This is a genomic window from Flavobacterium sp. FlaQc-30, from assembly GCF_044005885.1.
Taxonomy (GTDB): Bacteria; Bacteroidota; Bacteroidia; order Flavobacteriales; family Flavobacteriaceae; genus Flavobacterium.
This window is the reverse complement of sequence record NZ_JBIPCO010000012.1, coordinates 22,038-47,136: the sequence shown is the minus strand read 5'-3', so window position 1 is coordinate 47,136 and position 25,099 is coordinate 22,038. Positions and strand designations below refer to the sequence as shown.

Sequence of the window (25,099 nt, the reverse complement as noted above, 5' to 3'; positions counted from 1 at the left end):
CAACAGAAATGGTTTTTTATTAGCTGCACATTCGCTTTTTCATTTTTTTTATTTTGGATTACTATTATTTGAACTGATTTCACAAGAACTCGGCCCTAATACTAAGGCTGTATCTTGATTAAAAAATTGGTATGAATTTGAGATTGAAGAATTGTTAACCGTAATAACCTGTAAAACATATATGTTTATTGGTTTTCTGTATATTCAAAAATGAAAAATCTTTTATAATCTTTAATCTTTGGGTGCCTCTTGCATTTTAAACTCTACTAATTTGATAGAACAAAAGTATATTTTAAAATAATAACCCCAAAATTTTAATTGCTTTTTTTACAAAAGAAATGTTAACTCTAGTAAACAACAATGTTTAACAAACTAAATACAAACCACTTAACACATTTCACATCTACTTACTCGGTGTAAGATTTTTTTTAAATCAACGGTCTGAAATTAGAAATAGCAGTAGATTTTTTTAAAGAATTATCAAAATAAGAAACCGCATTAAAACAAAAAAACCTCCAAAATGATCATTTTGGAGGTTCAGTATTTCTACAATTTTAATTGGGAATTATGCCTTAGCAAAAAAAGAATGACATAAAACTCATCATAGAGAATATAAAATCGAAACTCAAAAATCTAACTCAAAAAAAAAATCCAAATCCCAATTTTACATTGGAATTTGGATTTTATATTTTGAAATTTTATAAGTCTTAGTCTAAAACAAAACTTACGCTGACATTTGCAGTAACTTCGATTTCTCCAATTGCTAAAGTTTCGTTTGAAGCACCTGCAGAATTCATAGCTTCTGCTGATTTCATTGCTGCATACATTGGTCTTGGGTAATACACCTGAGAGTTATCAGAGATTGTATAAGCTTTACCCACTTTTTGTCCTAAAACAGAAACATAATCTTCTGCTTTTGCTTTAGCATCTTTCATCGCTAGTTTACGAGCTTCTGATTGAAGTTGTACTAATTTAGAAGTTTCAAAAGAAACTTTGTCTAAACGGTTAATTCCCTGCTGTACTAAACCTTCCATTAACTCATCGTATTTTGATAAATCTTTCAATACAATTTCAACTGTTTGCGTAGCATTATAACTGGTTTTCTTTTTCTCGTAGTCGTATTGCGGATTTAGCGCTACTTGTTTTGTTTTGAAATCAGCTGTTGGCACATTCATTTTTTTGATGAATTTTAAAACAGCGTCCATTTTTTCGTCATTTTGCTTTTTAACATCTTTAGCATTATTCCCTTTTGTTTCAACTGTAGCTGAAATACAAACCTGATCAGGGGCTACTTTTACTTTTCCTTCACCATTTACATTGATTTGAGGAATTTGCTTTGTTTCTTGAGCGTAAGACATAGTCATAAACATGATTGTTAAAAATAATACTACTTTCTTCATTTTTGTTATATTTAAGTTATTTGAAATTGATCTTTCAAAAGTTGTGCCAGTCCTTATAACTTGCCCATTTTTGCCATACCAAAAAGGATCAAAATAGGAATTGCTAATAAAATAACCATCAAACTATGATCTACAATTAATGAAGGTACTTTTATCAATGTAATCAAATAACCGCCCATAGCACCGCCAAAGTGTGCCGTGTGCCCAATATTGTCATTTTTAGCGCGCATTCCATAAATCGAATACAATAAATACAAAATTCCAAAAAGATACGCCGGCATTGGTATGACAAAAAATATTCCGAGCATCATGTCTGGCTGCAATAAAATTGCTGAATATAAAACTCCTGTAACGGCACCCGAAGCTCCTACTGCTCGATAATTATAATCGTTTTTATGAAATAACATCGTAAGCAGACTGCCAAAAATCAAACTGCCAAAATAAACTAAAACAAAAGAAAAGGTTCCAAGCCATTGCAAAACAACCGGCGCAAAAAACCAAAGTGTAAGCATATTAAAAATTAAATGCATCATATCGACGTGCAAAAAACCAGATGACAGCATTCGTATCTGCTCTCCTGCTCTTATACTTCCAACATGAAATTCGTATTTTCTAAAAAAAGAAAGATCATTAAATCCTTTATAGCTAATTAGTACATTCGCCACAATAATTCCAATCAAAATGGTATTCATAAACAATATTTAATATGAAATGTAAATATAGTCATTCTCATAGATAACTCCGTCACAAACCAAAATATCGGTGGTTATTCATTTTTAAATTATATTTGTAAAAAAATATTACATGCAATTTATCGTTTATATACTGGCCTATCCTTTACTTTGGCTTATCTCTATACTTCCTTTTCGCTTATTTTATTTACTTTCAGATTGTATCTACTTTTTGATATACTATGTCGTAGGTTACAGACGAAAAGTGGTTAAAGCAAATTTAGCGCTTACTTTACCTCATTTGAGCGATGAAGAGCGAAAAAAAATCGAGAAAAAATTCTATCAGCATATGTGTGATATGTTCCTCGAGATGATTAAAACGATGAGTATTTCTCCTGAGGAAATGGAAAAAAGATTCACGGTAACTAATCTTGATTTGGTACAAGAATATGCTGAAAAAGGTAAAAGCGTTATTCTAGTAGCTTCTCATTATGCGAGCTACGAATGGCTTTTGACTATAAATCGTAAAATTGCTTTTCAAGGAGTTGCTGTTTATAAAAAAGTAGCCAATCCTTATTTTGATAAATTGGTGCGAAAAATACGTTCTAAATACGATACAGAATTAGTTGAAACCAAAAAAGCGATTCCAACGATGGCGCAAAATCAACGTGACGGAATTTTAAGCATGTACGGTTTAGCAAGTGATCAATCGCCAAAATTAGACCGAATTTTTCATTCGATGAAATTTATGGGAATTGAAGTTCCTGTACATACCGGCGCCGAAATGCTGGCTAAAAAATATGATTTAAGCGTAATTTTTGTAAAAGTAAATAAAATAGCAAGAGGCTATTATGAAGCTACTTTCGTGTCATTGGCAGACAATCCAAACGACTACGAAAACTTCGAAATTACCGAAAAGTACTTAAAAGAAGTTGAAAAACAAATATATGAAGCTCCAGAATATTATTTATGGACGCATAAAAGATGGAAACACAGAATTGAGAAATAATTCTAAATACATCTCAAATTAAAGCATAAAAAAACACCTCTTTCTAAATTAAATGAAAGAGGTGTTTTTATTTATACTCCGAAATTAAATTCCAGCAATTTCTTTTATTTCATCAATAATTCGAAGAGCTAAAACATCAGCTTCTTTTTGTGAAGGCGCTTCAGTATAAATTCGGATAATTGGTTCTGTATTCGATTTTCTTAAATGTACCCACTCAGTTGCAAAATCAATCTTTACACCGTCGATTGTAGAAATATCTTCATTTTTATATTTCTCAGTCATAGCAGTCAAAATCGCATCAACATCAATCTGCGGTGTTAATTCGATTTTGTTTTTACTCATATAATATTCCGGATAAGAAGCTCTCAATGCCGAAACAGATATTTTTTTGTTTGCTAAATGAGTTAAGAACAAAGCAACTCCTACCAAACTATCTCTTCCGTAATGCAATTCAGGATAAATAATTCCGCCATTACCTTCACCGCCAATAATTGCGTTATTTTTTTTCATTAATTCAACCACATTCACTTCACCTACAGCACTTGCTTCATAGTTTCCGTTATGTGCTTTTGTCACATCGCGTAAAGCACGAGATGATGACATATTTGAAACTGTATTTCCAGGTGTTTTACTCAAAACATAATCAGCACAAGCTACCAAAGTATATTCTTCACCAAACATTTCTCCGTCTTCGCTGATAAAAGCTAAACGATCAACATCAGGATCTACAACAACTCCTAAATGCGCTTTTTCTTTTACCACCAATTCTGAAATATCAGTCAAATGTTCTTTTAAAGGCTCAGGATTATGAGGAAAATGTCCGTTTGGTTCGCAGTATAATTTTACTACTTCCACTCCCATTAATTCTAATAATTTTGGAATAATAATTCCTCCTGATGAATTTACTCCGTCAACAACTACTTTAAATTTTGCCGCTTTTACCGCTTCAACATCAACCAGAGGTAAATTTAAAACCTCGTCGATATGAATATCCATATAAGCATCATTTGGTGTAATCTCGCCTAAATTATCAACATCCGAAAAATCGAAAGCTTCAGCCTCAGCAATTTCAAGGATCTTAGCTCCTTCTGCTCCGCTTAAAAACTCGCCTTTTTCATTCAACAATTTTAAAGCATTCCATTGCTTTGGATTATGAGAAGCCGTTAAAATAATTCCGCCGTCTGCCTTTTCAAGTGGTACAGCCACTTCAACAGTTGGTGTAGTCGAAAGACCAAGATCGATTACATTAATTCCTAAACCTATTAAAGTATTTACAACAAGATTATGAATCATTGGTCCAGAAATTCTGGCATCGCGACCAATTACAACGGTTAATTTTTCTTTTGAAGTATTGTTTTTTAGAAAAGTACCGTATGCCGATGCAAATTTTACTGCATCAACAGGAGTCAGGTTATCTCCTACTTTTCCTCCAATTGTTCCTCGTATTCCTGAAATTGATTTTATTAAAGTCATTTTTCTGCGTTATGGTTATTTTATTACAAATATAGAAAAGTTACTAAGCTTCTAAGTTGCCAAGGTGCTAAGATTTTTTAAATACTATAAAATTTTAGTAAAATAACATCTCCATTTAATAGAAGTAACTAATGTCGCAGGCACTTAAGAAGCCAAGATTTCTAAAGCGATATAACCTTATCATAAAATGATGGACAATTTTATAACAAAATCATTTAAAAAAGTTTTTATACTTTTACAAGAGCGAACTTAGAAACTAAGCGCCTTAGAACCTTAGCACCTCACAAAAATGAACTTCCTAGCCCACATATATCTTTCTGGCGAAAATGACTTAATCAAAATTGGCAATTTTATGGCCGATGGCATTCGTGGGAAACAATTTCAACATTTTCCTGAAGATGTACAAAAAGGAATTCTTCTGCATAGATTTATCGACACTTATACGGATTCGCACGATACCTTCAGACAAAGTACTAAGCGACTTCATGAAAAATACCATCATTATTCAGGGGTAATTGTTGATATTATGTACGATCATTTTTTAGCTAAAAACTGGGAAAAATATTCAGATGAAAAACTCGATCATTTCATTAATCGCTTTTACAAGTCATTACATGAAAATTATCCAATTCTTACAGAAAAAACACAGAACTTAATGCCAACAATGATTCGAGAAAATTGGCTTTGGAGTTATCAAACTATAGATGGTATTCAGCATATTTTAACACAAATGGATCGAAGATCAAAAAATCAGTCCAAAATGCAATTTGCCAGCCAGGAGCTTAAAGAATTCTATCCAGAATTTGAACATGAATTTGATCTTTTCTTTAAAGATGTACAAGTTCAATCTAAACAAAAATTACTTTCATTATAAAATCGAATTGATCTTATAAAAACTCTTATTTAGTCATGAAAAAAATCACTTTTATATTATATTTTATTTCCATTTGCAGTTTTGCCCAAACTTCAAAACAAGCTGGATTAGTTGTATCTAAAGCTATGGTAGTTTCTGCTCGAGAAGAAGCTTCTAAAATAGGCGCTGCAATTATGAAAAAGGGAGGAAATGCTTTTGATGCTATGGCAGCAACAGAACTTGCATTGGCAGTTGCATACCCATATGCAGGAAATATTGGCGGTGGTGGTTTTATGGTTTACCGCAAAGCAAATGGTGAAGTTGGAAGCTTGGATTATCGCGAAAAAGCACCTCTGGCTGCAACAAAAGATATGTTTCTAGACAAAGATGGAAATGTTATAAAAGGCAAAAGTACCGAAACTGCATTGGCAATTGGTGTACCTGGAACTATAGCTGGAGTATTTGCTGTACATAAAAAACTTGGTTCTCTGCCTATGTCTGAAATTTTAAAGCCAGTAATTGCTTTAGCCGAAAGAGGTGTTGTAGTAACTCAAAAACAACAAAAACAGCTTGAAAATTATCATGATGCCATTGTAAAAGCAAATGGTCCAAATACGCTTATGGCGAAAGAATTTAAAGAAAAAGACACCATCAAATATCCTGCACTTGCTAATACTTTAAAACGAATTCTAAAAAATGGAAAAGATGAATTCTATAAAGGAAAAACGGCTCAGATATTAGTAGATTATATTCAAAAAAACGGCGGTATTATCACGCTTAAAGATTTAGCAAGTTATGAAGCGAAATGGAGAAAACCATTGCAATTTAATTACAAGGAATTAAAAATTACTTCAATGTCACCGCCAAGCAGCGGCGGAATTTGTCTGGCTCAAATTATGAAAATGATCGCTCCTTATGATCTTTCAAAAATGGGACACAATTCAGAGCAGGCCATTCAGGTTATTGTAGAAGCCGAAAGAAGAGCTTATGCTGATAGAAGTCAATTTTTAGGAGATCCTGATTTTGTAAAAATACCTGTTAAGGAACTTTTAGCTGATTCGTATTTAAAAGAACGTATGTCTACTTTTAGTTTTGACAAAGCTAGTTTATCATCAGAAATAAGAGAAGGCGAAATTAAATACAGCGAAAGCACCGAAACAACACATTACTCTATTGTAGATCAATTTGGAAATGCTGTTGCTGCAACCACAACTATAAACGATGGCTTTGGATCAAAATACTATTGCGACGAATTAGGCTTTTTCTTAAATAATGAAATGGATGATTTTAGTGCAAAACCTGGATCTCCAAATATGTTTGGATTAGTTGGAAATGATGCCAACAGTATTGCACCGCAAAAACGAATGCTGAGTTCAATGACTCCGACCATTGTTGAAAAAAACGGGAAATTATTTATGGTTGTAGGCACACCCGGGGGTTCTACTATTATAACTTCTGTACTGCAAACTATTTTAAATGTTTACGAATTTGGTTTGGGTATGCAGGAAGCAGTAAATGCACCTCGTTTTCATCATCAATGGCTTCCAGATATTATTACTTTTGAGCCTCACACTTTCAGTACAAAAACATTCGAAAGTTTAACTGCAAAAGGTTATCTAATTAATGAAAAAACAACTCCTGTAATTGGCAAGGTTGATGCTATTTTGGTTTTACCAAATAAAAAACTTGAAGGAGGCGCCGATTTTAGAGGAGATGATAAAGCCGCTGGTTTTTAGTCTGAAAAAGATTTAAGCAGAAAGATTACGCAAATTTGAATGTTTAAAACTAAATTTGCACCTCACCTGAAATTTTAAAAAAAATAATGATAAAAAGACTTTTTCGAAGACTAGAAAGTATAATTGCTTTGTCGCAATCTGTTATGACACCAAAGCAGTTCATTTTTTTATCAAGTGTTTTGGTAGGTATTTCATGTGCATTTGCTGTAATTGTTTTAAAGACATTTGCTCACAGTGTTTTTTCGTTTGCAACATACATCAACGGAACTTTAAAACTGAGTTTCATCAATAGTATCCTGCCTATAATTGGTATTTTGCTTACCGTTTTTGTAATTAACAAAGTTCTAAATGGAACTATCCAAAAGGGAACATCACAAATTTTATACGCGGTTGCCAAAAAAGCAAGTATTATTCCGAAAAAACAAATGTATGCCCAAATTATTACAAGCTCGTTAACAGTTGGTTTAGGAGGTTCTGCAGGTTTAGAAAGCCCTATTGTTGTAACTGGTGCCGCTTTTGGTTCAAATTATGCTCAGAATTATAAATTAGCTTATAAAGACCGAACTTTACTAATTGGCTGTGGTGTTGCCGCAGGAATTGCAGCAGCGTTTAATGCCCCAATTGCAGGAGTTCTTTTTGCTATTGAGGTTTTATTGGTAGATGTAAGTATTTCTGCCTTTACACCTATTATGATTTCGGCGGCTACTGGAGCTTTAGTTTCTGCAATTGTATTAGATGAGAGCATATTATTATCTTTTAAAAAGCAAGAAACATTCGATTTTCATAACATTCCCTTTTATATCATTTTAGGATTATTAACCGGTTTTATGGCTGTTTATTATTCTCGAAATTTTCAAAAAATAGAGCATTATTTTGCCGAACTAAAAATTGGACCATATAAAAAAGCGTTAATTGGTTCCTCAATTTTAGCACTTTTAATCTTTATTTTCCCAACACTATTTGGTGAAGGTTATGAAAGCATCAAAACATTATCTGAAACTGATCCGGGAAAACTGTTAGACAATACTTTGTTCGAGAGTTTTAGAAACAATCAATGGATTTTTCTTTTGTTTGTGGGCTGCACCATGATGGTAAAAGTATTTGCTTCTGGACTTACAATTGGAAGCGGCGGTAATGGAGGAAACTTCGCACCTTCATTATTCTTAGGTTCTTATTTAGGATATTTCTTTTCAAAATTTATAAGTTTAATCGGTTTATCACATTTACCAATCAGCAACTTTACAATGGTTGGAATGGCTGGTATTTTGAGCGGTTTATTTCATGCACCATTAACTGCAATTTTCTTGATTGCCGAGATAACTGGAGGTTACGGCCTGATGATTCCGCTTATGATTGTTTCCTCTATTAGTTTTGCTATTTCTAAACGTTTTGAAAAATATTCGCTTGACGTAAAAAATTTAGCAAAAAAAGGACATGCCTTTACCAGCAATAAAGATTCTAACATTCTTTCGACTTTAGACATTGATTCTATTATACAATGTGATTATTTAACAGTGCATCCTGAAGACCATTTAAGCAAATTAGTTGATCTAATTTCACATTCAAATCAAGTCGTTTTTGCAGTTGTAAATAATGAGAAAGAACTCGTAGGAGTTGTACATTTTAATGACATTCGCGAAATTATATTTAATGCATATCGTGTAAAATACACTTTGATTAAAGATGTGATGAAAACACCAGCCGCAACAATTTCATCATATGACAGTATGGAAATTGTAATGAGCAAATTCGAAAAATCTAAATCAGCATTTTTACCCGTTTTACGAAATGACAAATACTTTGGCTTTATTTCCAAATCTATAGCACTTGAAGCCTATAGAACAAAATTAAAATCCATGACAATAGAATAACCTTAATATCGGATACGTTAAAAATTTTACATATCCGATATTAAGAAGTATATTTGTCGCATAATGTGGAATATAGACCTAACATACAGAACAGAATTTCAATCAACATTTGATCGATTGTACCAAAAAAGGCAAGAACTGCAAACCAGCAGACCACTGCCTAACATTGCTTTGCATAAAATTCGCGAAAGCTTATCTTTAGAATGGACCTATAATTCAAACAGTATCGAAGGAAACACAATGAGTTTGCGAGAAACCCAAATGGTAATTCAAGAAGGAATTACTATAAAAGGAAAATCACTTCGAGAACATTTTGAAACCCACAATCATGACAAAGCAATTGATTATTTATACTCGATTGTCGACGATAATTACAAACTTCGAAGTATTGATATTCTTTCCATTCATGGTTTAGTTTTGCGCTCAATCGAAGATGATTTTGCAGGTCGTATCCGCAATGGCGGCGTTCGAATTTCAGGAGCTAATTTTATGCCTCCAAACGCCAACAAAGTTTCGGATTATTTAGATGAATTGATCGATTTTATCAACGCAAATCCATTAGGTTTAAACGACATTGAACTGGCAACAATTTATCATCATAAATTAGTTTGGATTCATCCTTTTTTTGATGGAAATGGCCGTACTGTTCGATTAAGTATGAATTTATTATTGATGCGCTGCGGTTTTCCCCCTGCTATTATACTTAAAAATGACAGGAAAAAATATTACGAAGCGCTAAATCAAGCCAATAATGGCAATTATCAAAAACTAACACTTTTGATGTGTCAGGCATTAGAACGCACTTTAAATATTTACTTAAATGCAATGCCGGGAAGCAGTTATGATTACCAGCCAATCGTAAATATAGTAAGCGAACCCGAAACTCCATACGGTCAGGAATACGTAAGTTTACTTGCTCGAACAGGAAAAATAGACGCTTATAAAGAAGGCCGCAATTGGTACACAACCAAAGAAGCTATCGAAGAATATATGGCAACCCGAAAACGAAAACGCTAGTTTATACTGGCGTTTTTTTGTTACTAATTGTAACATAAAGTTTTGCAGTCTAGTACAAAAAGAACAAATCAAAGTGGTAACTTTGCGTTTTGCTCAAAATTATGCTAGATAAAGACAACACTATTGAAGTTCTTGGTGCAAGAGTTCATAATCTAAAAAATATCGATATTTCTATTCCGCGTGAAAAACTTGTTGTTATAACAGGTCTTTCTGGTTCGGGAAAATCTTCTTTGGCATTTGACACCATTTATGCCGAAGGACAGCGTCGTTATGTCGAAACTTTTTCGGCTTACGCCCGTCAATTTCTTGGCGGATTAGAACGTCCTGATGTAGATAAAATTGACGGACTTTCGCCAGTTATCGCAATTGAACAAAAAACAACCAGTAAAAGTCCTCGTTCAACCGTTGGAACGATTACTGAGATATACGATTTTCTTCGACTTCTTTATGCTCGTGGTGCTGACGCATATAGTTATAACACTGGCGAGAAAATGGTTTCTTATTCTGATGAGCAAATTAAAGACTTAATCATTCAAGACTTTAATGGAAAACGAATTAATATTCTCGCACCAATTATTAGAGCCAGAAAAGGACATTATGCCGAATTATTCCAGCAAATTACTAAACAAGGATTCTTGAAAGTTCGTGTCAATGGCGAAGTACAAGATTTAGTTTCTGGAATGAAATTAGATCGTTACAAAACGCACGATATTGAAATAGTTGTAGACAGAATGGTCATCGAAAATACGGAAGACAATCAGAAACGATTAGCTGAAAGTATTAATACTGCCATGCATCATGGCGAAAACGTATTGATGATTTTAGATCAGGACTCTAACGAAGTTCGTTATTTTAGCAGGAATTTAATGTGTCCTTCAACTGGAATTTCGTATCAAAATCCAGAACCGAATTTATTTTCATTTAACTCACCAAAAGGTGCTTGTCCACATTGTAATGGATTAGGAACTGTTCATGAAATCAACGTTAAAAAGATAGTTCCAAATCCGAAATTATCAATTAAAAGCGGTGGTTTTGCTCCGCTTGGCGAATATAAATCTTCATGGATCTTTAAGCAGTTAGAGACTATTGGAGAAAAATTTGGATTTAAAATCACCGATCCAATCGAAAAAATTCCTGAAGAAGCCATGACAATGATTCTTTATGGCGGAAAAGATAAATTTACTATAAACTCAAAAGACCTAGGTGTTACACGAGATTATAAAATTGATTTTGAAGGAATTTCAAACTTCATCAAAAATCAATATGACGAAAGCGCAACGACCAGCATAAAACGTTGGGCAAAAGATTTTATGGACGAAATAAATTGTCCAGTTTGCGAAGGCTCCCGTTTAAAAAAAGAAGCACAGTTTTTTAGAGTCAATGAAAAAAATATTACAGAATTATGTAATATGGATATTTCTGATTTAACGGCTTGGTTCCAAGACCTAAACAGCCATTTATCTGAAAAACAACTTTTAATAGCTTCTGAAGTTGTCAAAGAAATCAAAGATCGTTTAAACTTCTTGATGAATGTTGGTTTAAATTATTTGGCTTTAAGCCGAAGTTCAAAATCACTTTCAGGCGGTGAAGCACAACGTATACGATTGGCAACACAAATTGGTTCACAATTGGTTGGTGTTTTATATATTCTGGACGAGCCAAGTATTGGTTTGCACCAAAGAGACAATGAAAAATTAATCAAATCCCTAGAACAATTACGCGATATTGGAAACTCAGTTATTGTAGTAGAACATGACAAAGACATGATCGAAACTGCTGATTATGTTATTGACATTGGCCCAAAGGCAGGAAAATACGGCGGTGAAATCATTAGTATTGGAACTCCGAAAGAAACTTTGGCTTCTAACACTATTACAGCTCAATATTTGAACGGTAAAATGAAGTTGGAAATTCCGAAAAAGCGTCGTGAAGGAAACGGAAAGTTTTTAAAACTGACTGGAGCAACAGGAAATAACCTAAAAAATGTTTCAATAGAAATACCTTTAGGTCAATTAACTTGTGTTACAGGAGTTTCAGGAAGCGGAAAATCGACTTTAATCAATGAAACCCTTTATCCAATTTTGAACGCTTATTATTTTAATGGCGTAAAAAAACCACAGCCTTATAAAAAAATAGAAGGTTTAGAACATATTGATAAAGTTATCGATATTGACCAAAGTCCGATTGGAAGAACGCCGCGTTCAAATCCAGCCACTTACACTGAGGTTTTTACAGAAATTAGAAACTTATTTACTATGACTTCTGAAAGTATGATTCGCGGTTATAAAGCGGGACGTTTCAGTTTTAATGTAAAAGGCGGACGCTGTGAAACCTGTGAAGGTTCTGGTGTAAGAACTATCGAAATGAACTTTTTACCAGATGTTTATGTAGAATGCGAAACTTGTCAAGGTAAACGTTTTAATAGAGAAACGCTGGAAATTAGATATAAAGGAAAATCTATTTCAGATGTTTTGGATATGACAGTTGATGAAGCCGTTCCGTTCTTTGAAAACATTCCGAAGATTTACAGAAAAGTAAAAACAATTCAAGATGTTGGTTTAGGATATATCACACTCGGGCAGCAAAGCACAACGCTTTCAGGCGGTGAAGCACAACGTATTAAATTAGCTGGAGAACTGTCTAAAAAAGATACAGGAAATACATTTTATATTCTAGATGAACCTACAACCGGTTTACACTTTGAAGATATTCGTGTTTTGATGGATGTTATAAACAAACTGGTTGATAAAGGAAATACGATTTTAGTTATCGAACATAACATGGACGTTATTAAACTTGCAGATTACATTATTGATATTGGTCCCGAAGGAGGAAAAGGCGGTGGACAATTAGTAGCCAAAGGAACTCCTGAAGAAGTGGCTAAAAATAAAAAAAGTTATACGGCTAAGTTTTTGAAAAAAGAATTGGAATAAAGTGATTTTCATAATCTTGTCATTTCTCGTTCCTCGAAATGACAAGATTGTGGTTAAGCTACAATACAGCTCCGATGGAGCTTTAAATAACTACATAAATTAGTCATAAATATTACGCTCCCCTAGAGCTTATAAAATTTATTTTATAGGTAATAAACTGATAATGAAACAAAAACTCAAATTTCATTATTACCGAAACATTACCTTTAGATTATAAACTTCACTTTTTGTAACAATTCTAAAAAAAAGAGTTAATTTAGTAACCGCTTTTTTTCAAAATTTCAAGTATTTGAAGAAAGATATTTCAATTAAACCAACTGTTTATTTGAAACCAACTGTCCTAGCCCTGACGGGAGCGGCATCTTCCGATTTAGAAAAACAAGGCTTTTTAGCCGTAGTTTTTGTTTATCGGGAATGTAACGGACAGCAGGAATGAGCTCCTTCCTTTGACCGTGCAAAAAAACAAATAGAATAATAAATTAAAATACCTAAAATGAGATTAGAAGATTTTGATAATGACGAGGACAAAGTAATTCAAGACCGTTTGAAACAAAAAACGTGGAATGAAATTAGAACAAATGACAGCTGGGCGATTTTTAAAATCATGGCCGAATTTGTAAACGGTTACGAAAGCATGGGACGTATTGGTCCGTGTGTATCTATTTTTGGTTCTGCGAGAACAAAACCAGACGATAAATATTATTTATTGGCTGAGAAAATTGCTTATAAAATTAGTAAAGCCGGATATGGCGTAATTACCGGCGGTGGGCCTGGAATTATGGAAGCTGGAAACAAAGGTGCACATTTAGGCGGTGGAACTTCAGTTGGTTTAAACATCGAATTGCCTTTTGAGCAGCATTTTAACCCCTATATCGACCACGACAAAAACCTGAATTTCGATTATTTCTTTGTGAGAAAAGTTATGTTCGTAAAATATTCACAAGGTTTTGTGGTTATGCCGGGAGGTTTTGGAACTTTGGATGAAATGTTTGAAGCGATTACTTTAATTCAGACTAAAAAAATTGGAAAATTCCCAATTATTCTAGTTGGAGTTGAATTTTGGTCTGGTTTGATCGAATGGGTAAAAACTGTTTTGGTCGAAAAAATGCACACAGTAAGCCCTGAAGATTTGAACTTATTTAAAATCGTAGACACTGAAGATGAAGTTGTTGACGTTTTAGATAAATTCTACAAGAAATACGATTTGAGTCCAAACTTCTAATGTTTGAATTCTATATTATTATAAAAAAGAGAAGCTGTTTTTTAAAACAGCTTTTTTTATGCTATTTTTACATAAAACCAAAATAACAGAACACACGTACATTAAAGATACAGTCCAAAATTTTACGCCAAATTCTTGAAATCATTATCTAAAATTATAATCCTTATTTTTGTTTTATTCAGTTCAGTAAAACAATACGGCCAACATCAATCTAAGATGGAAGTTGCGGTAAATCTTGAACTTAAAACACTAAATATCAAGCAGGATATTACGTATCGAAATACTTCTAACGATACTTTAGTTTCGATAGTTTTGAATGACTGGAACAATGCATTTTCAGACAAAAACACTCCGCTAGCCAAACGTTTTTCGGATGAATTTTACAGAGGTTTTCATGTGGCTAAAACAACAGAAAGGGGAAATACAACAATTTTAAACCTGACTGATACTGATTTTATGGCGCTTGAATGGGAACGAACTGCCAAAAATCCCGATTTTATTGTGGTCAGATTAAACCGCAAGCTGCGTCCGGGAGAACAAATTGATCTTCATATTACCTATATTGCTAAAATTCCGAGCGACAAATTTACACATTACGGTTTTGATCAAAATGGCGGAATGAACTTAAAAAACTGGTTCCTAAGCCCTGCCCGATTTGAAAATCACCGTTTTACAAAATACAATAATTTCAACCTCGATGACATTGCAAATGCCGTTACAGATTATCAGGTTGAAATAAAAGTACCAGCCAATTATTCCATTACTACCGATTTAAATTCGATTTCAAAAGATGTTTCAAATCCTTTGTTCAGCACGTATTCGTATTCTGGAAATAATAGAATCGATTTCAATTTAATAATCGAAAAACAAAATAATTTCAAAAGCTACAGCAATGGTTCTTTGGAAGTTCTTTCGGATCTAAGCAATAAAAAGATCAGTGAAACTCAAAAAGCAATTGTCATTAATAGAGTTACCGCTTTTGCTAACGAGTTTATCGGGAAATATCCACATGAAAAAATCACTGTTTCGCAGGCTGATTACAATCGAAATCCGTTTTACGGACTCAATCAGCTCCCTTCCTTTATAAGTCCGTTTACAGATGAGTTTATGTTCGAAATTACTTTTTTCAAAACCTACCTCAACAATTATCTAAAAAACAGTCTTCGTCTTGACCCTAGAAAAGACAACTGGATTTTTGACGGAATCCAGATTTACGCCATGATAAAATACATGGAAGAGAATCATTTGGATCAAAAAATGCTGGGCAAGCTTTCTAAAATGAAACTGTTTAACAGCTATAACATCACCAATTTAACTTTTAATGAGCAATACAGCTATTATTATATGCTGATGGCTCGCAAAAACTTGGATCAACCTCTTGGAGATCCTAAAAACACTTTAATAAAGTTTAACGAACAAATTGCAAGTAAATACAGAGCCGGTTTGAGTTTAAGTTATTTAGATGATTATTTAAACCATAATATTGTACCAGAAAGTGTGCAAGAATTTTACAATCTGAATAAACAAGAACAAACTAACCGATATGATTTTGAAAAAATATTAATTAATAAAAGTCCAAAAAAAATCGATTGGTTTTTTAAAACAATTATTGATTCTCGTGATATTATTGATTACAAATTTTCGAGCGTTTCTAGAACAGCAGACAGCATTGCTTTTTCGGTTAAAAACAGAACGGGTATTTATGCTCCAATTCCTATTTTTGGACTTAAAAAAAATGAAGTTGTTTTTAAACAATGGATTGAACCTCAAAAAAATGATTCAATCTATTATTTTGATCGTAAAAATGCGGACAAAATTGTCATAAACTACGAGAATGAAGTTCCTGAGTTTAACCAGAGAAACAACTGGAAGTCGTTAAAAACGCTTGCCATTACCAATCGTCCGATAAAATTTAATTTTGCAAAAGATCTAGAAGATCCGTATTACAATCAGATCTTATATATCCCTACGCTGTCATACAACTTATACGATGGTTTTACGCCCGGAATGCGTTTTCATAATAAAACCATTCTGGACAAACCGTTTACATTTGATATTACTCCTGCCTATTCGATTAAAGCCGGAACTCTCTCAGGATCATCGGCTTTTGTTTGGAGCGAAAATTATCGTCACAGCACCTTGTATAATATTCGTTATTCTATTAGTCAAAACTATTATCATTACGCTCCAGACGCTACTTATTTGCGTTTGAACCCAATGGTTCAATTTAGAATTCGTGAAGAAAATTTTAGAGATAATAGAAAACAGCTTTTTATGTTTAGACAAGTAATTGTAAATCGAGAAGCAAGTACTTACATTACAGACAATTCTAAACCAAACTACTCTATTTTCAATGCTAGATATTCTAATACAAAAACAGAACTGATTAATCATTTTAGTTATATGAATGACATTCAGTTTTCAGGAGATTTTGGAAAACTTTCCGGAGAAGTAGAATACAGACGTTTATTTGAAAACAATCATAAATTAAATTTAAGATTATACGCGGGAACTTTCCTTTACAACACAACAAATTCAGATTATTTTAGTTTTGGTTTAGACAGACCTACAGATTACCTTTTTGACTATAACTTTTTCGGAAGATCAGAAACTACAGGATTTTTTAGTCAGCAATATGTTATGGCCGAAGGAGGTTTTAAGTCTAAACTTGCACCAGCATATGCTAACCAATGGATGACAACTCTAAATGCCAGCTATGCAATCTGGAATTGGATTGAAGTTTATGGTGATATAGGTTTGATAAAAAACAAACATCAAAGTGAATATTTTGCTTATGACAGCGGTATTCGGTTAAATTTAGTTCCAGACTATTTTGAATTATATTTTCCAGTTTATTCTAATAATGGATGGGAAATCACCCAAAATAAATACAATGAAAAAATTCGATTCATAATTACCTTCTCGCCAAAAACATTAGTTAATCTTTTCACCCGAAAATGGTTTTAATTGAATTAATTTTAAACAAAAACATAAATAATTATCATTAAAATAACGAAAATAATAAAAATAACATAAATAAAATACGTAGTTTTTTGAATTTAAATACAAATAATTAAATTATATTTATTTTAAAGAATTATGATTATTAATTGTTTTTAAGTAATTTCGCAGTCTCAACATGACCCACAAGATTATGATAAAAGAAAAAAGCAATACTACTTTAACGTTTGAAGATTTCAAAACTGAAGTATTGAACGACTACAGAATTGCAGTTACAAGTCGTGAATGTAGCCTTTTAGGTCGTAAGGAAGTTTTAACAGGAAAAGCTAAATTTGGAATTTTTGGTGACGGAAAAGAAGTGCCGCAGCTAGCAATGGCAAAAGCTTTTAAAAATGGAGATTTCCGTTCTGGTTATTACCGCGATCAAACTTTTATGATGGCCATTGGAGAATTAACTCCACAACAGTTTTTTGCTGGTTTATATGGTCACACTGATTTAAATTTTGATCCAATGTCTGCGGGAAGACAAATGGGCGGACACTTTGTTACGCACAGTTTAAATGAAGACGGATCTTGGAAAAACCTGACTAAACAAAAAAATTCAAGCTCAGATATATCACCTACAGCTGGACAGATGCCAAGATTATTGGGATTAGCTCAGGCTTCAAAAATTTACAGAAATGTTGACGGTATCACCATCAAAGATAACTTCTCGGTAAACGGAAATGAAGTAGCTTGGGGAACTATTGGAAATGCAAGTACATCTGAAGGTTTGTTTTTTGAAACCATAAATGCTGCAGGAGTATTACAAGTTCCTATGGTAATGAGTGTTTGGGATGATGAATATGGTATTTCTGTTCACGCCAGACATCAAACTACAAAAGAAAACATCTCTGAAATCTTAAAAGGATATCAACGTGATGAAGATTCTAAAGGATATGAAATTTTTAGAGTAAAAGGCTGGGATTATGCTGAATTAGTTTCTACATACGAAAGAGCCGGCGCTATTGCTCGTGAAGAACATATTCCAGTTTTAATTCACGTTAACGAATTAACACAACCTCAAGGGCACTCTACATCAGGTTCTCACGAACGTTATAAAAATGGTGAACGATTAGCTTGGGAAAGAGATTTCGATTGTATTCGTCAGATGCGTTTATGGATGATTGCTATCAATATTGCATCTCCAGAAGAACTAGCAGAGATTGATTTTGAATTGAAAAAAGAAGTTCTAGAAGCTAAAAAAGAAGCTTGGAACTCTTTCATCAATCCAATTATTGAAGATCAAAAAAATCTTTTGGCTTTATTGGAACAAATTGCAGAAGCAAGCATCAACCATAAAGACAGAATTAAAAAATACATTTCAGAATTAAGTGCAATAAAAGCACCTTTAAAAAAGGAAATTTTAGTTTTTGCTAGAAAAATTCTTCGCTTTGTTGAAGTACCAAACAGCAAAATGCTTTTATCAAACTGGATTACTAATTATATAGCAGTTACTCAAGAAAAATTCAGCAGTAATTTACATTCTGAATCTGAGCAAAATGTATTCTCAGTACAAAAAGTGTTACCTGAATATGGAGAAAATGCTAAACCAGATTCAGACGGCCGAATGATTCTGCGTGATAATTTCGACGCATTATTCTCTAAATATCCAGAAACTTTGATTTTTGGTGAAGATGTTGGAAACATCGGTGATGTTAACCAAGGTCTTGAAGGGATGCAGGAAAAATACGGAGAACTTCGTGTTGCCGATGTCGGGATTCGTGAAGCAACTATACTTGGACAAGGAATTGGTATGGCTTTAAGAGGTTTACGTCCAATTGCAGAAATTCAATATTTAGATTACCTATTGTATGCGATACAAATCATGAGTGACGATTTGGCTACCTTACAATATAGAACTGTTGGAAAACAAAAAGCGCCGTTAATTATCAGAACACGTGGGCACCGTTTAGAAGGTATCTGGCATTCTGGTTCTCCTATGGGAATGATTATTAATGCGATTCGTGGTATTCACGTTTTAGTTCCAAGAGATATGACGCAAGCGGCAGGATTCTACAATACTCTTTTAGAGTGTGATGAACCGGCTTTAGTAATTGAATGTCTTAACGGTTACCGTTTAAAAGAAAAAACACCTTTGAACTTTGGTGAATTCAAAACTCCAATTGGTGTTGTTGAAACCTTAAAAGAAGGTTCTGATATTACTTTAGTTTCTTACGGATCAACTTTAAGATTGGTACAACAAGTTGCAACAGAATTATTAGACTTAGGAATTGACTGTGAAGTAATTGATATTCAATCTTTACTTCCGTTTGATATCAATAAAGACATTGTAAAAAGTATCGCTAAAACAAATCGTCTATTAATAATCGACGAAGATGTTCCAGGCGGAGCTTCAGCTTTTATCCTGCAACAAATTTTAGAAGAGCAAGACGCTTACAATTATCTTGACAGCAAACCACAAACACTTGCGGCAAAAGCACACAGACCTGCTTACGGAACTGATGGCGATTATTTCTCTAAACCTTCAGCCGAAGATATTTTTGAGAAAGTATACAGCATGATGAACGAAGTTAACCCTTCTAAATATCCTAGTTTGTATTAAGGATTTTAGAATGTTTTAGATATAGAAAAAGCTCCAAATATTTTGGAGCTTTTTTATTTTATACATAAAGTTTGTCATTTCGACCGAAGGGAGAAATCACACTTGAAATTCGACAAAGATATTCTTTATTCAAAGTAACCGCCGAGTATGTCATTTCGACGAAGGAGAAATCTTCACAAGCAGCTCAACAAAGATTGGAGATTAACTGCATGGAGTTTCTTACGAAGATTTCTCCTTCGTCGAAATGACAAAAAACGCGCATATTAAATTAGAAATCCGTTTTTAATCCGCGCTTTCGCGAAAGCGAATCCGTTCAATCAGTGCTCAATCAGTGTTCAAACTACGGGTAATTAAATATCACGTAGCATCGCTCTGGCTCTTTCTAAATCTTCTGCTGTATCAATTCCAATTCCAACGTGTGTTGTTTCGACCATTTTTATGCGTTTTCCGAATTCTAAATAACGTAATTGTTCCAACTTCTCAGAAGCTTCTAAAGATTTCATAGGAAGACTGTAAAAGTCTAATAACGCTTGTTTTCTAAACGCGTAAATTCCGATATGCTGAAAATAACGAACTCCAGCATCTTTATCTCTTGGATATGGAATTACTGATCTAGAAAAATACAATGCAAACTGTGATTGATCGACCACCACTTTTACATTATTTGGGTTATTGATTTCATCTTCATCTGTAATTTCACGCATTAACGAAGCTAAATCAATTTTCTTATCGGCATCATTTTTAAATACAGACAAAACCTGCTCTAAGGGCGCCGCTTCTGTAAAAGGTTCATCACCTTGTACATTTACAACTATATCGACATCAAGATTGGCTATAGCTTCAGCAATTCGGTCACTTCCAGACTCATGTTCTTTGATGCTCATAATTGCTTTTCCGCCATGAGAAACGATTTCATTAAATATCAAATCAGAATCGGTTACCACAAAAACATCATCAAATAGTTTTGTCGAAACCGCAGCTTCATATGTTCTTAGAATTACTGTTTTACCTCCTAAATCCTGCATAAGCTTTGCAGGAAAACGTGTCGAAGCATATCGTGCCGGAATTACCGCTATTATTTTCATTGTAAATCTTTTTTAAGTAAAACAAATGTAACTATTCAAACCTAAGATAAAAAACATAATTACTGTAGATCGTTACAAAACTGACTGCCAATGTTTTAAAAAATAAAGTATATTTATCAGAAAAAAAAGTATGAGAAAATCGTCGATTCTGGTTCTGTTTTTATTGAATTTAACTTTTATTAATTCGGCTTTAAGCCAAAAAAATAATGCTGTTCCATTAAATGCATTTGCAAATCACATTTTTGACGGCGATGGTTATCAGCCGCTGACAACTTTAAAATGGAAATTTAAAACCGAAGGTAAAATCTTCTCCTCACCCATTACCAAAAGCGGCATTGTTTATATTGGCAGCGAAGATGGTTTTTTATATGCAATTGAAGAAAAATCTGGAAATCTAAAATGGAAATTCAAAACAGATGGCGCGATTCACAGTTCACCAAGCATTTTCGAAGACACAGTTTTCTTTGGAAGTTTTGACGGCAATTATTATGCAGTAAATACCAAAACAGGAAAACAAATTTGGAAATTTAAAACTGGTGGAGAACACTGGATGGGAGAAAAAGGCGGCGGAGGAATGAAACCTGAAACACAATACATGGAGGATTTATGGAGTTTTTATTTATCATCGCCAGTCGTATATCAAAACAAAAAAACAGCTCAAGTTATCTTTGGAAGCAGCGACGGAAACATCTATTCGCTTGATACAAAAACCGGAAATGTAAACTGGAAGTTCAAAACTAATGGTCCTGTTCATGGAACTCCTGTTATAGATAAAAACAAAGTTTTTATTGGTGGCTGGGATGCTATTTTATACGCACTTAATGCAGAAAACGGAAAAGAAATATGGCATTTTGCTACTTCTACCAAAATAGGTTTTAAAGGAATACAATCGTCTGTGGCAGTTTCTGATGGAAAAGTATATTTTGGAGCGCGAGATCCACACTTTTTCTCACTTGATGCTGAAACAGGAAAACTAATCTGGAAATATGATGCTGAAAATTCCTGGATTCTAAGCACTGCTGTCATTACAAATGGAACTATTTATGTAGGAACTTCTGACACTTATGTTTTATTGGCTCTTGACGCAAAAACCGGCGCCGAAAAATACCGATTCAAAACAAATGGCTATGTTTATAACTCACCTGCAATAGCAGGAAACACAATTTATTTTGGTGATTTCACTGGAAATTTCTTCTCGCTGGATTTACTTTCTGACGGAAAAAAATCAAATACTATAAGCACTGATAATCGCAAACAATATGCAAACTCTATTTTAAAAAATGATCTTTTAGATTTTGGATATGCAGGTCAAAACGAAGATCTGTCTTACTACGATAACAACAAAAAAGTAATGGATCAATTTTACAAATTAGGTTCAATCCTTTCTTCTCCTTTTGTAAATAATAACACTATTTATTTTGGAAGTGCAGATGGATATTTATATGCGTATAATTTAGAAAAATAGACTACTTTGTAACCTGATCTGCGAAACGCATTTTACCGCAAAGGGCGCAAAGATTTTTATTATGGATTACGTTAATTAAACACAAAGTTCGCGAAGCTTTATCAATATAGCTTTGCGAACTTTGCGTTTTTATAAGCTTTGTAAATAAAACCTTTGCGTGCTTTGCGGTAAAATTTCTACACAATTTCTACATAATTTTGACTGACGTCATACTCAATGAGCCTGCTAAAAGTTTATCATTAAACAAACTCAATTCTTCTGATTTTTCTTTTAATCCTAAAGTGTATAATAAAGGCAAATAATGTTCTGGAGTTGGAACTGCCAATTGAACTGCTTTGTTCATTTTTTCGAAATCTATTAACGGTTGAAAATTGCCGTCTAATAAATAATTATTCACCGTTTCTCGAGCTTCGATTGCCCAATCGTAACCGTAATTGTCTTTATCAAAATTTCTAAAATCAACCATTCTAAGATTATGCACAATATTACCGCTTCCGATAATTAAAACTCCTTTACGACGCAGTGATTGTAGTTTTTGCGCCAATTCAAAATGAAATTGACCTGATTTAGTATAATCAATGCTCAACTGAATTACGGGAACATTTGCTTCTGGATATAAATGTTTTATTACACTCCAAGCGCCGTGATCTAATCCCCAATGTTCATCTAAATCTACCTCAACAGGATCTAAAATTCTTTTAGTTTCTAATGCCAATTCAGGGCTTCCTTGTGCGGGATATTGCACATCAAATAATGCTTGTGGAAAACCTCCAAAATCATGAATTGTTCTTGGCATTTGCATCGAAGTAACTTTGGTTCCTTTAGTAAACCAGTGTGCGGAAACACATAAAATAGCATTGGGCTGCGGTAATGTTTTTGCCAAATTGCGAAAACCCGTCACAAACTGATTTTCTTCAATAGCATTCATAGGACTGCCATGTCCTAAAAATAGTACCGGCATTTTATCTGTATTCGAAAACGTTGAAGAAATCGAATGTAAGTCGTTTAGTGTTGTCATTGTAAAATATTATTTGCCACAGATTAAAAGGATTAAAATGATTTCAAAAAAAACTTTAGCGCATCATTTATTAAAAAAATCTGTGAAAATCATTTTAATCTGTGGCTAAAAAATTACTCCTCAAAACTCTCGTCTTTAAACCCTATCAAATATAACTTATTTTTGGCACGTGTCATAGCGGTATACAGCCATCTAATATAATCGCGATCGATACCATTTGGTAAATAAGGCTGTTCTATAAAAACCGTATTCCATTGTCCTCCCTGTGATTTGTGACACGTTATAGCATAGGAAAATTTCACCTGCAAAGCATTGAAATATTCGTTTTCTTTTACTCTTTGAAACCTTTTATACTTAGTTGTTTCATCTTCGTAATCTTTCATTACTTCTTCGTACAAACGATTTGATTCTTCGTAAGTCAATGACGGAGATTCACTTTTTATGGTATCTAAAAGCAATACTGTTTCAAAAGGCTTTTGATCTGGATAATCGACCATTCTTATTTTTACTCTCGCAAAAGTAAATCCGTACAGTTCTCTGATTCCAAACATTTCCAGAACCTCAATAATATCGCCATTGGCAATAAAACCAGCTTCATCTGTTTCTTTAAGCCAGAAATAATTATTCTTAACTACCATCAAAAAATCACCTACAGAAAGTTCACTTTCTTTAAACAAAATCCTAGTCCGAATTTGTTCATTGTATTGATTTGCTCTTTTATTAGATCGTACAATAAAAGCGGTATCTTCAATACTATAATTACTATAAGCAGTATTTATTGCATCTTGAATATCATAACCATCTATAAGACGCACGATATCCTTAAACTTTTTTACATTGAATCTAAACTCTGTAATAAAACTTTCCTTCAATAACTCACGTAATTCAGTTGCATTGAACAAAATTCCCGAGCTTTCTTCCTGACGCATTACCTCATCTAGTTCAATATGTTCAATTTCTTTATCGTAATGTATTCCGAGAGTTTGAATATCTAACGCTGGACTTATATCTAAATTTACCGGCGGAAGCTGTGCTGTATCTCCTAAAAGAATCATTTTGCAATTGGTTCCCGAATAAACATAGTTAATCAAATCATCCAGAAGCGAACCGCTGTCTAAAGTGCTGTCTGAAATCATCGAAGCCTCGTCGACTATAAAAATGGTATTTTTATGTTTATTGACTTGTTTGGTAAAAGCAACTCCTCCGCCCGAAGACTTTTTAGGAAAATATATTTTTTTATGAATCGTAAAAGCAGGTGTATTCGAATAATTAGCAATTACTTTTGCCGCGCGTCCAGTTGGTGCAAGCAAAACAAACTTTTTATTAATATCGCCAAGATTATTTACAATTGTCGAAATCACCGTTGTTTTTCCAGTTCCTGCGTATCCTTTTAATACAAAAATGGTATCGTTAACCGGTTCGGTTAAAAAAATAGCAATTTTTTGAAAAAAAATATCCTGTTTGTATGTAGGTGCAAATGGAAATCTTTTTTGTAAAATGCCGTAAAACAATGCTGAATTCATAAAGAAAATTTGAAATACAAAGGTCGCTTATTTTAATGGCAATGGCAATAATTTGAAACCATATAAGTGATGTAAGTAAACTTAAGATTATGCTAAACATCTTAACCGTTTGTTGTTGACATTACTTAAATGATCTTAAAAATTAAAACAAACATACTCTAGGCTTAATTCCTTATCTCGCTTATATGATAAAGAAAACTTAACCTTACTTTAAAATGTTTTTGAAATTGTTTTTTGAAATTGCAATTATAATTGTT

The 25,099-nt window shown here is 33.3% G+C and carries 17 protein-coding genes; 11 read left to right on the top strand and 6 right to left on the bottom strand.

What is annotated here, in order from left to right:
- Positions 1-707: 707 nt before the first annotated feature.
- A complete protein-coding gene (locus ACHRV0_RS21280; RefSeq protein ID WP_395442428.1) occupies positions 708-1,400 on the bottom strand; it encodes an SIMPL domain-containing protein in 693 nt (230 codons plus the stop codon).
- A 53-nt stretch (positions 1,401-1,453) separates the two neighbouring features.
- Entirely contained in the window at positions 1,454-2,092 is a 639-nt protein-coding gene (locus ACHRV0_RS21275) for a rhomboid family intramembrane serine protease (protein ID WP_395442427.1), read from the bottom strand.
- Between the two features lie 112 nt (positions 2,093-2,204).
- Between ACHRV0_RS21275 and ACHRV0_RS21270 the strand changes: the two genes are divergently transcribed.
- Positions 2,205-3,080 (top strand): lysophospholipid acyltransferase family protein, encoded by an 876-nt coding sequence (locus tag ACHRV0_RS21270; protein WP_395442426.1) that lies wholly within the window; start codon positions 2,205-2,207, stop codon positions 3,078-3,080.
- Between the two features lie 84 nt (positions 3,081-3,164).
- On the opposite strand, the gene glmM is transcribed toward ACHRV0_RS21270, so the two are convergent.
- On the bottom strand, positions 3,165-4,553 hold the full coding sequence (glmM, locus tag ACHRV0_RS21265) for a phosphoglucosamine mutase (RefSeq protein WP_089056123.1): 1,389 nt from the start codon (positions 4,551-4,553) through the stop codon (positions 3,165-3,167).
- A 289-nt stretch (positions 4,554-4,842) separates the two neighbouring features.
- Here glmM and ACHRV0_RS21260 point away from each other — a divergent pair, with 289 nt between their 5' ends.
- The 9 genes from ACHRV0_RS21260 (at position 4,843) to ACHRV0_RS21220 (ending at position 19,751) form a co-directional block, all read left to right on the top strand.
- A complete protein-coding gene (locus ACHRV0_RS21260) occupies positions 4,843-5,427 on the top strand; it encodes an ACP phosphodiesterase (RefSeq protein WP_129025669.1) in 585 nt (194 codons plus the stop codon).
- A 35-nt stretch (positions 5,428-5,462) separates the two neighbouring features.
- The gene (ggt, locus tag ACHRV0_RS21255; protein WP_395442425.1) at positions 5,463-7,142 is read left to right on the top strand and encodes a gamma-glutamyltransferase; all 1,680 of its coding nucleotides are present in this window, start codon (positions 5,463-5,465) and stop codon (positions 7,140-7,142) included.
- An 86-nt stretch (positions 7,143-7,228) separates the two neighbouring features.
- The gene (locus ACHRV0_RS21250; RefSeq protein WP_395442424.1) at positions 7,229-9,013 is read left to right on the top strand and encodes a chloride channel protein; all 1,785 of its coding nucleotides are present in this window, start codon (positions 7,229-7,231) and stop codon (positions 9,011-9,013) included.
- A 63-nt stretch (positions 9,014-9,076) separates the two neighbouring features.
- Entirely contained in the window at positions 9,077-10,030 is a 954-nt protein-coding gene (locus ACHRV0_RS21245; protein ID WP_395442423.1) for a Fic family protein, read from the top strand.
- Positions 10,031-10,131: 101 nt separating this feature from the next.
- Entirely contained in the window at positions 10,132-12,963 is a 2,832-nt protein-coding gene (uvrA, locus tag ACHRV0_RS21240; RefSeq protein ID WP_395442422.1) for an excinuclease ABC subunit UvrA, read from the top strand.
- 289 nt (positions 12,964-13,252) lie between these two features.
- The gene (locus ACHRV0_RS21235; protein ID WP_395442420.1) at positions 13,253-13,399 is read left to right on the top strand and encodes a hypothetical protein; all 147 of its coding nucleotides are present in this window, start codon (positions 13,253-13,255) and stop codon (positions 13,397-13,399) included.
- Between the two features lie 57 nt (positions 13,400-13,456).
- A complete protein-coding gene (locus tag ACHRV0_RS21230) occupies positions 13,457-14,185 on the top strand; it encodes a TIGR00730 family Rossman fold protein (protein ID WP_068845660.1) in 729 nt (242 codons plus the stop codon).
- A gap of 216 nt (positions 14,186-14,401) precedes the next feature.
- Complete coding sequence (locus ACHRV0_RS21225) at positions 14,402-17,152, top strand: aminopeptidase (protein WP_395442419.1); 2,751 nt, start codon at positions 14,402-14,404, stop codon at positions 17,150-17,152.
- A 187-nt stretch (positions 17,153-17,339) separates the two neighbouring features.
- Positions 17,340-19,751 carry a thiamine pyrophosphate-dependent enzyme gene (locus tag ACHRV0_RS21220; RefSeq protein WP_129025680.1) on the top strand — a complete coding sequence of 804 codons (2,412 nt, stop codon included), beginning with the start codon at positions 17,340-17,342 and terminating at the stop codon, positions 19,749-19,751.
- A gap of 350 nt (positions 19,752-20,101) precedes the next feature.
- Here ACHRV0_RS21220 and kdsB read toward each other — a convergent pair whose 3' ends face one another.
- Positions 20,102-20,836 (bottom strand): 3-deoxy-manno-octulosonate cytidylyltransferase, encoded by a 735-nt coding sequence (gene kdsB, locus ACHRV0_RS21215; protein ID WP_395442418.1) that lies wholly within the window; start codon positions 20,834-20,836, stop codon positions 20,102-20,104.
- Between the two features lie 130 nt (positions 20,837-20,966).
- On the opposite strand from kdsB, the gene ACHRV0_RS21210 reads away from it, so the two are divergent.
- On the top strand, positions 20,967-22,301 hold the full coding sequence (locus ACHRV0_RS21210; RefSeq protein WP_395442417.1) for a PQQ-binding-like beta-propeller repeat protein: 1,335 nt from the start codon (positions 20,967-20,969) through the stop codon (positions 22,299-22,301).
- A 187-nt stretch (positions 22,302-22,488) separates the two neighbouring features.
- Here ACHRV0_RS21210 and ygiD read toward each other — a convergent pair whose 3' ends face one another.
- Positions 22,489-23,319, bottom strand: a complete 831-nt coding sequence (gene ygiD, locus ACHRV0_RS21205) for a 4,5-DOPA dioxygenase extradiol (RefSeq protein ID WP_395442416.1) — start codon at positions 23,317-23,319, stop codon at positions 22,489-22,491.
- A gap of 113 nt (positions 23,320-23,432) precedes the next feature.
- The gene (locus ACHRV0_RS21200) at positions 23,433-24,842 is read right to left on the bottom strand and encodes an ATP-dependent RecD-like DNA helicase (protein ID WP_395442415.1); all 1,410 of its coding nucleotides are present in this window, start codon (positions 24,840-24,842) and stop codon (positions 23,433-23,435) included.
- Between the last annotated feature and the right edge of the window lie 257 nt (positions 24,843-25,099).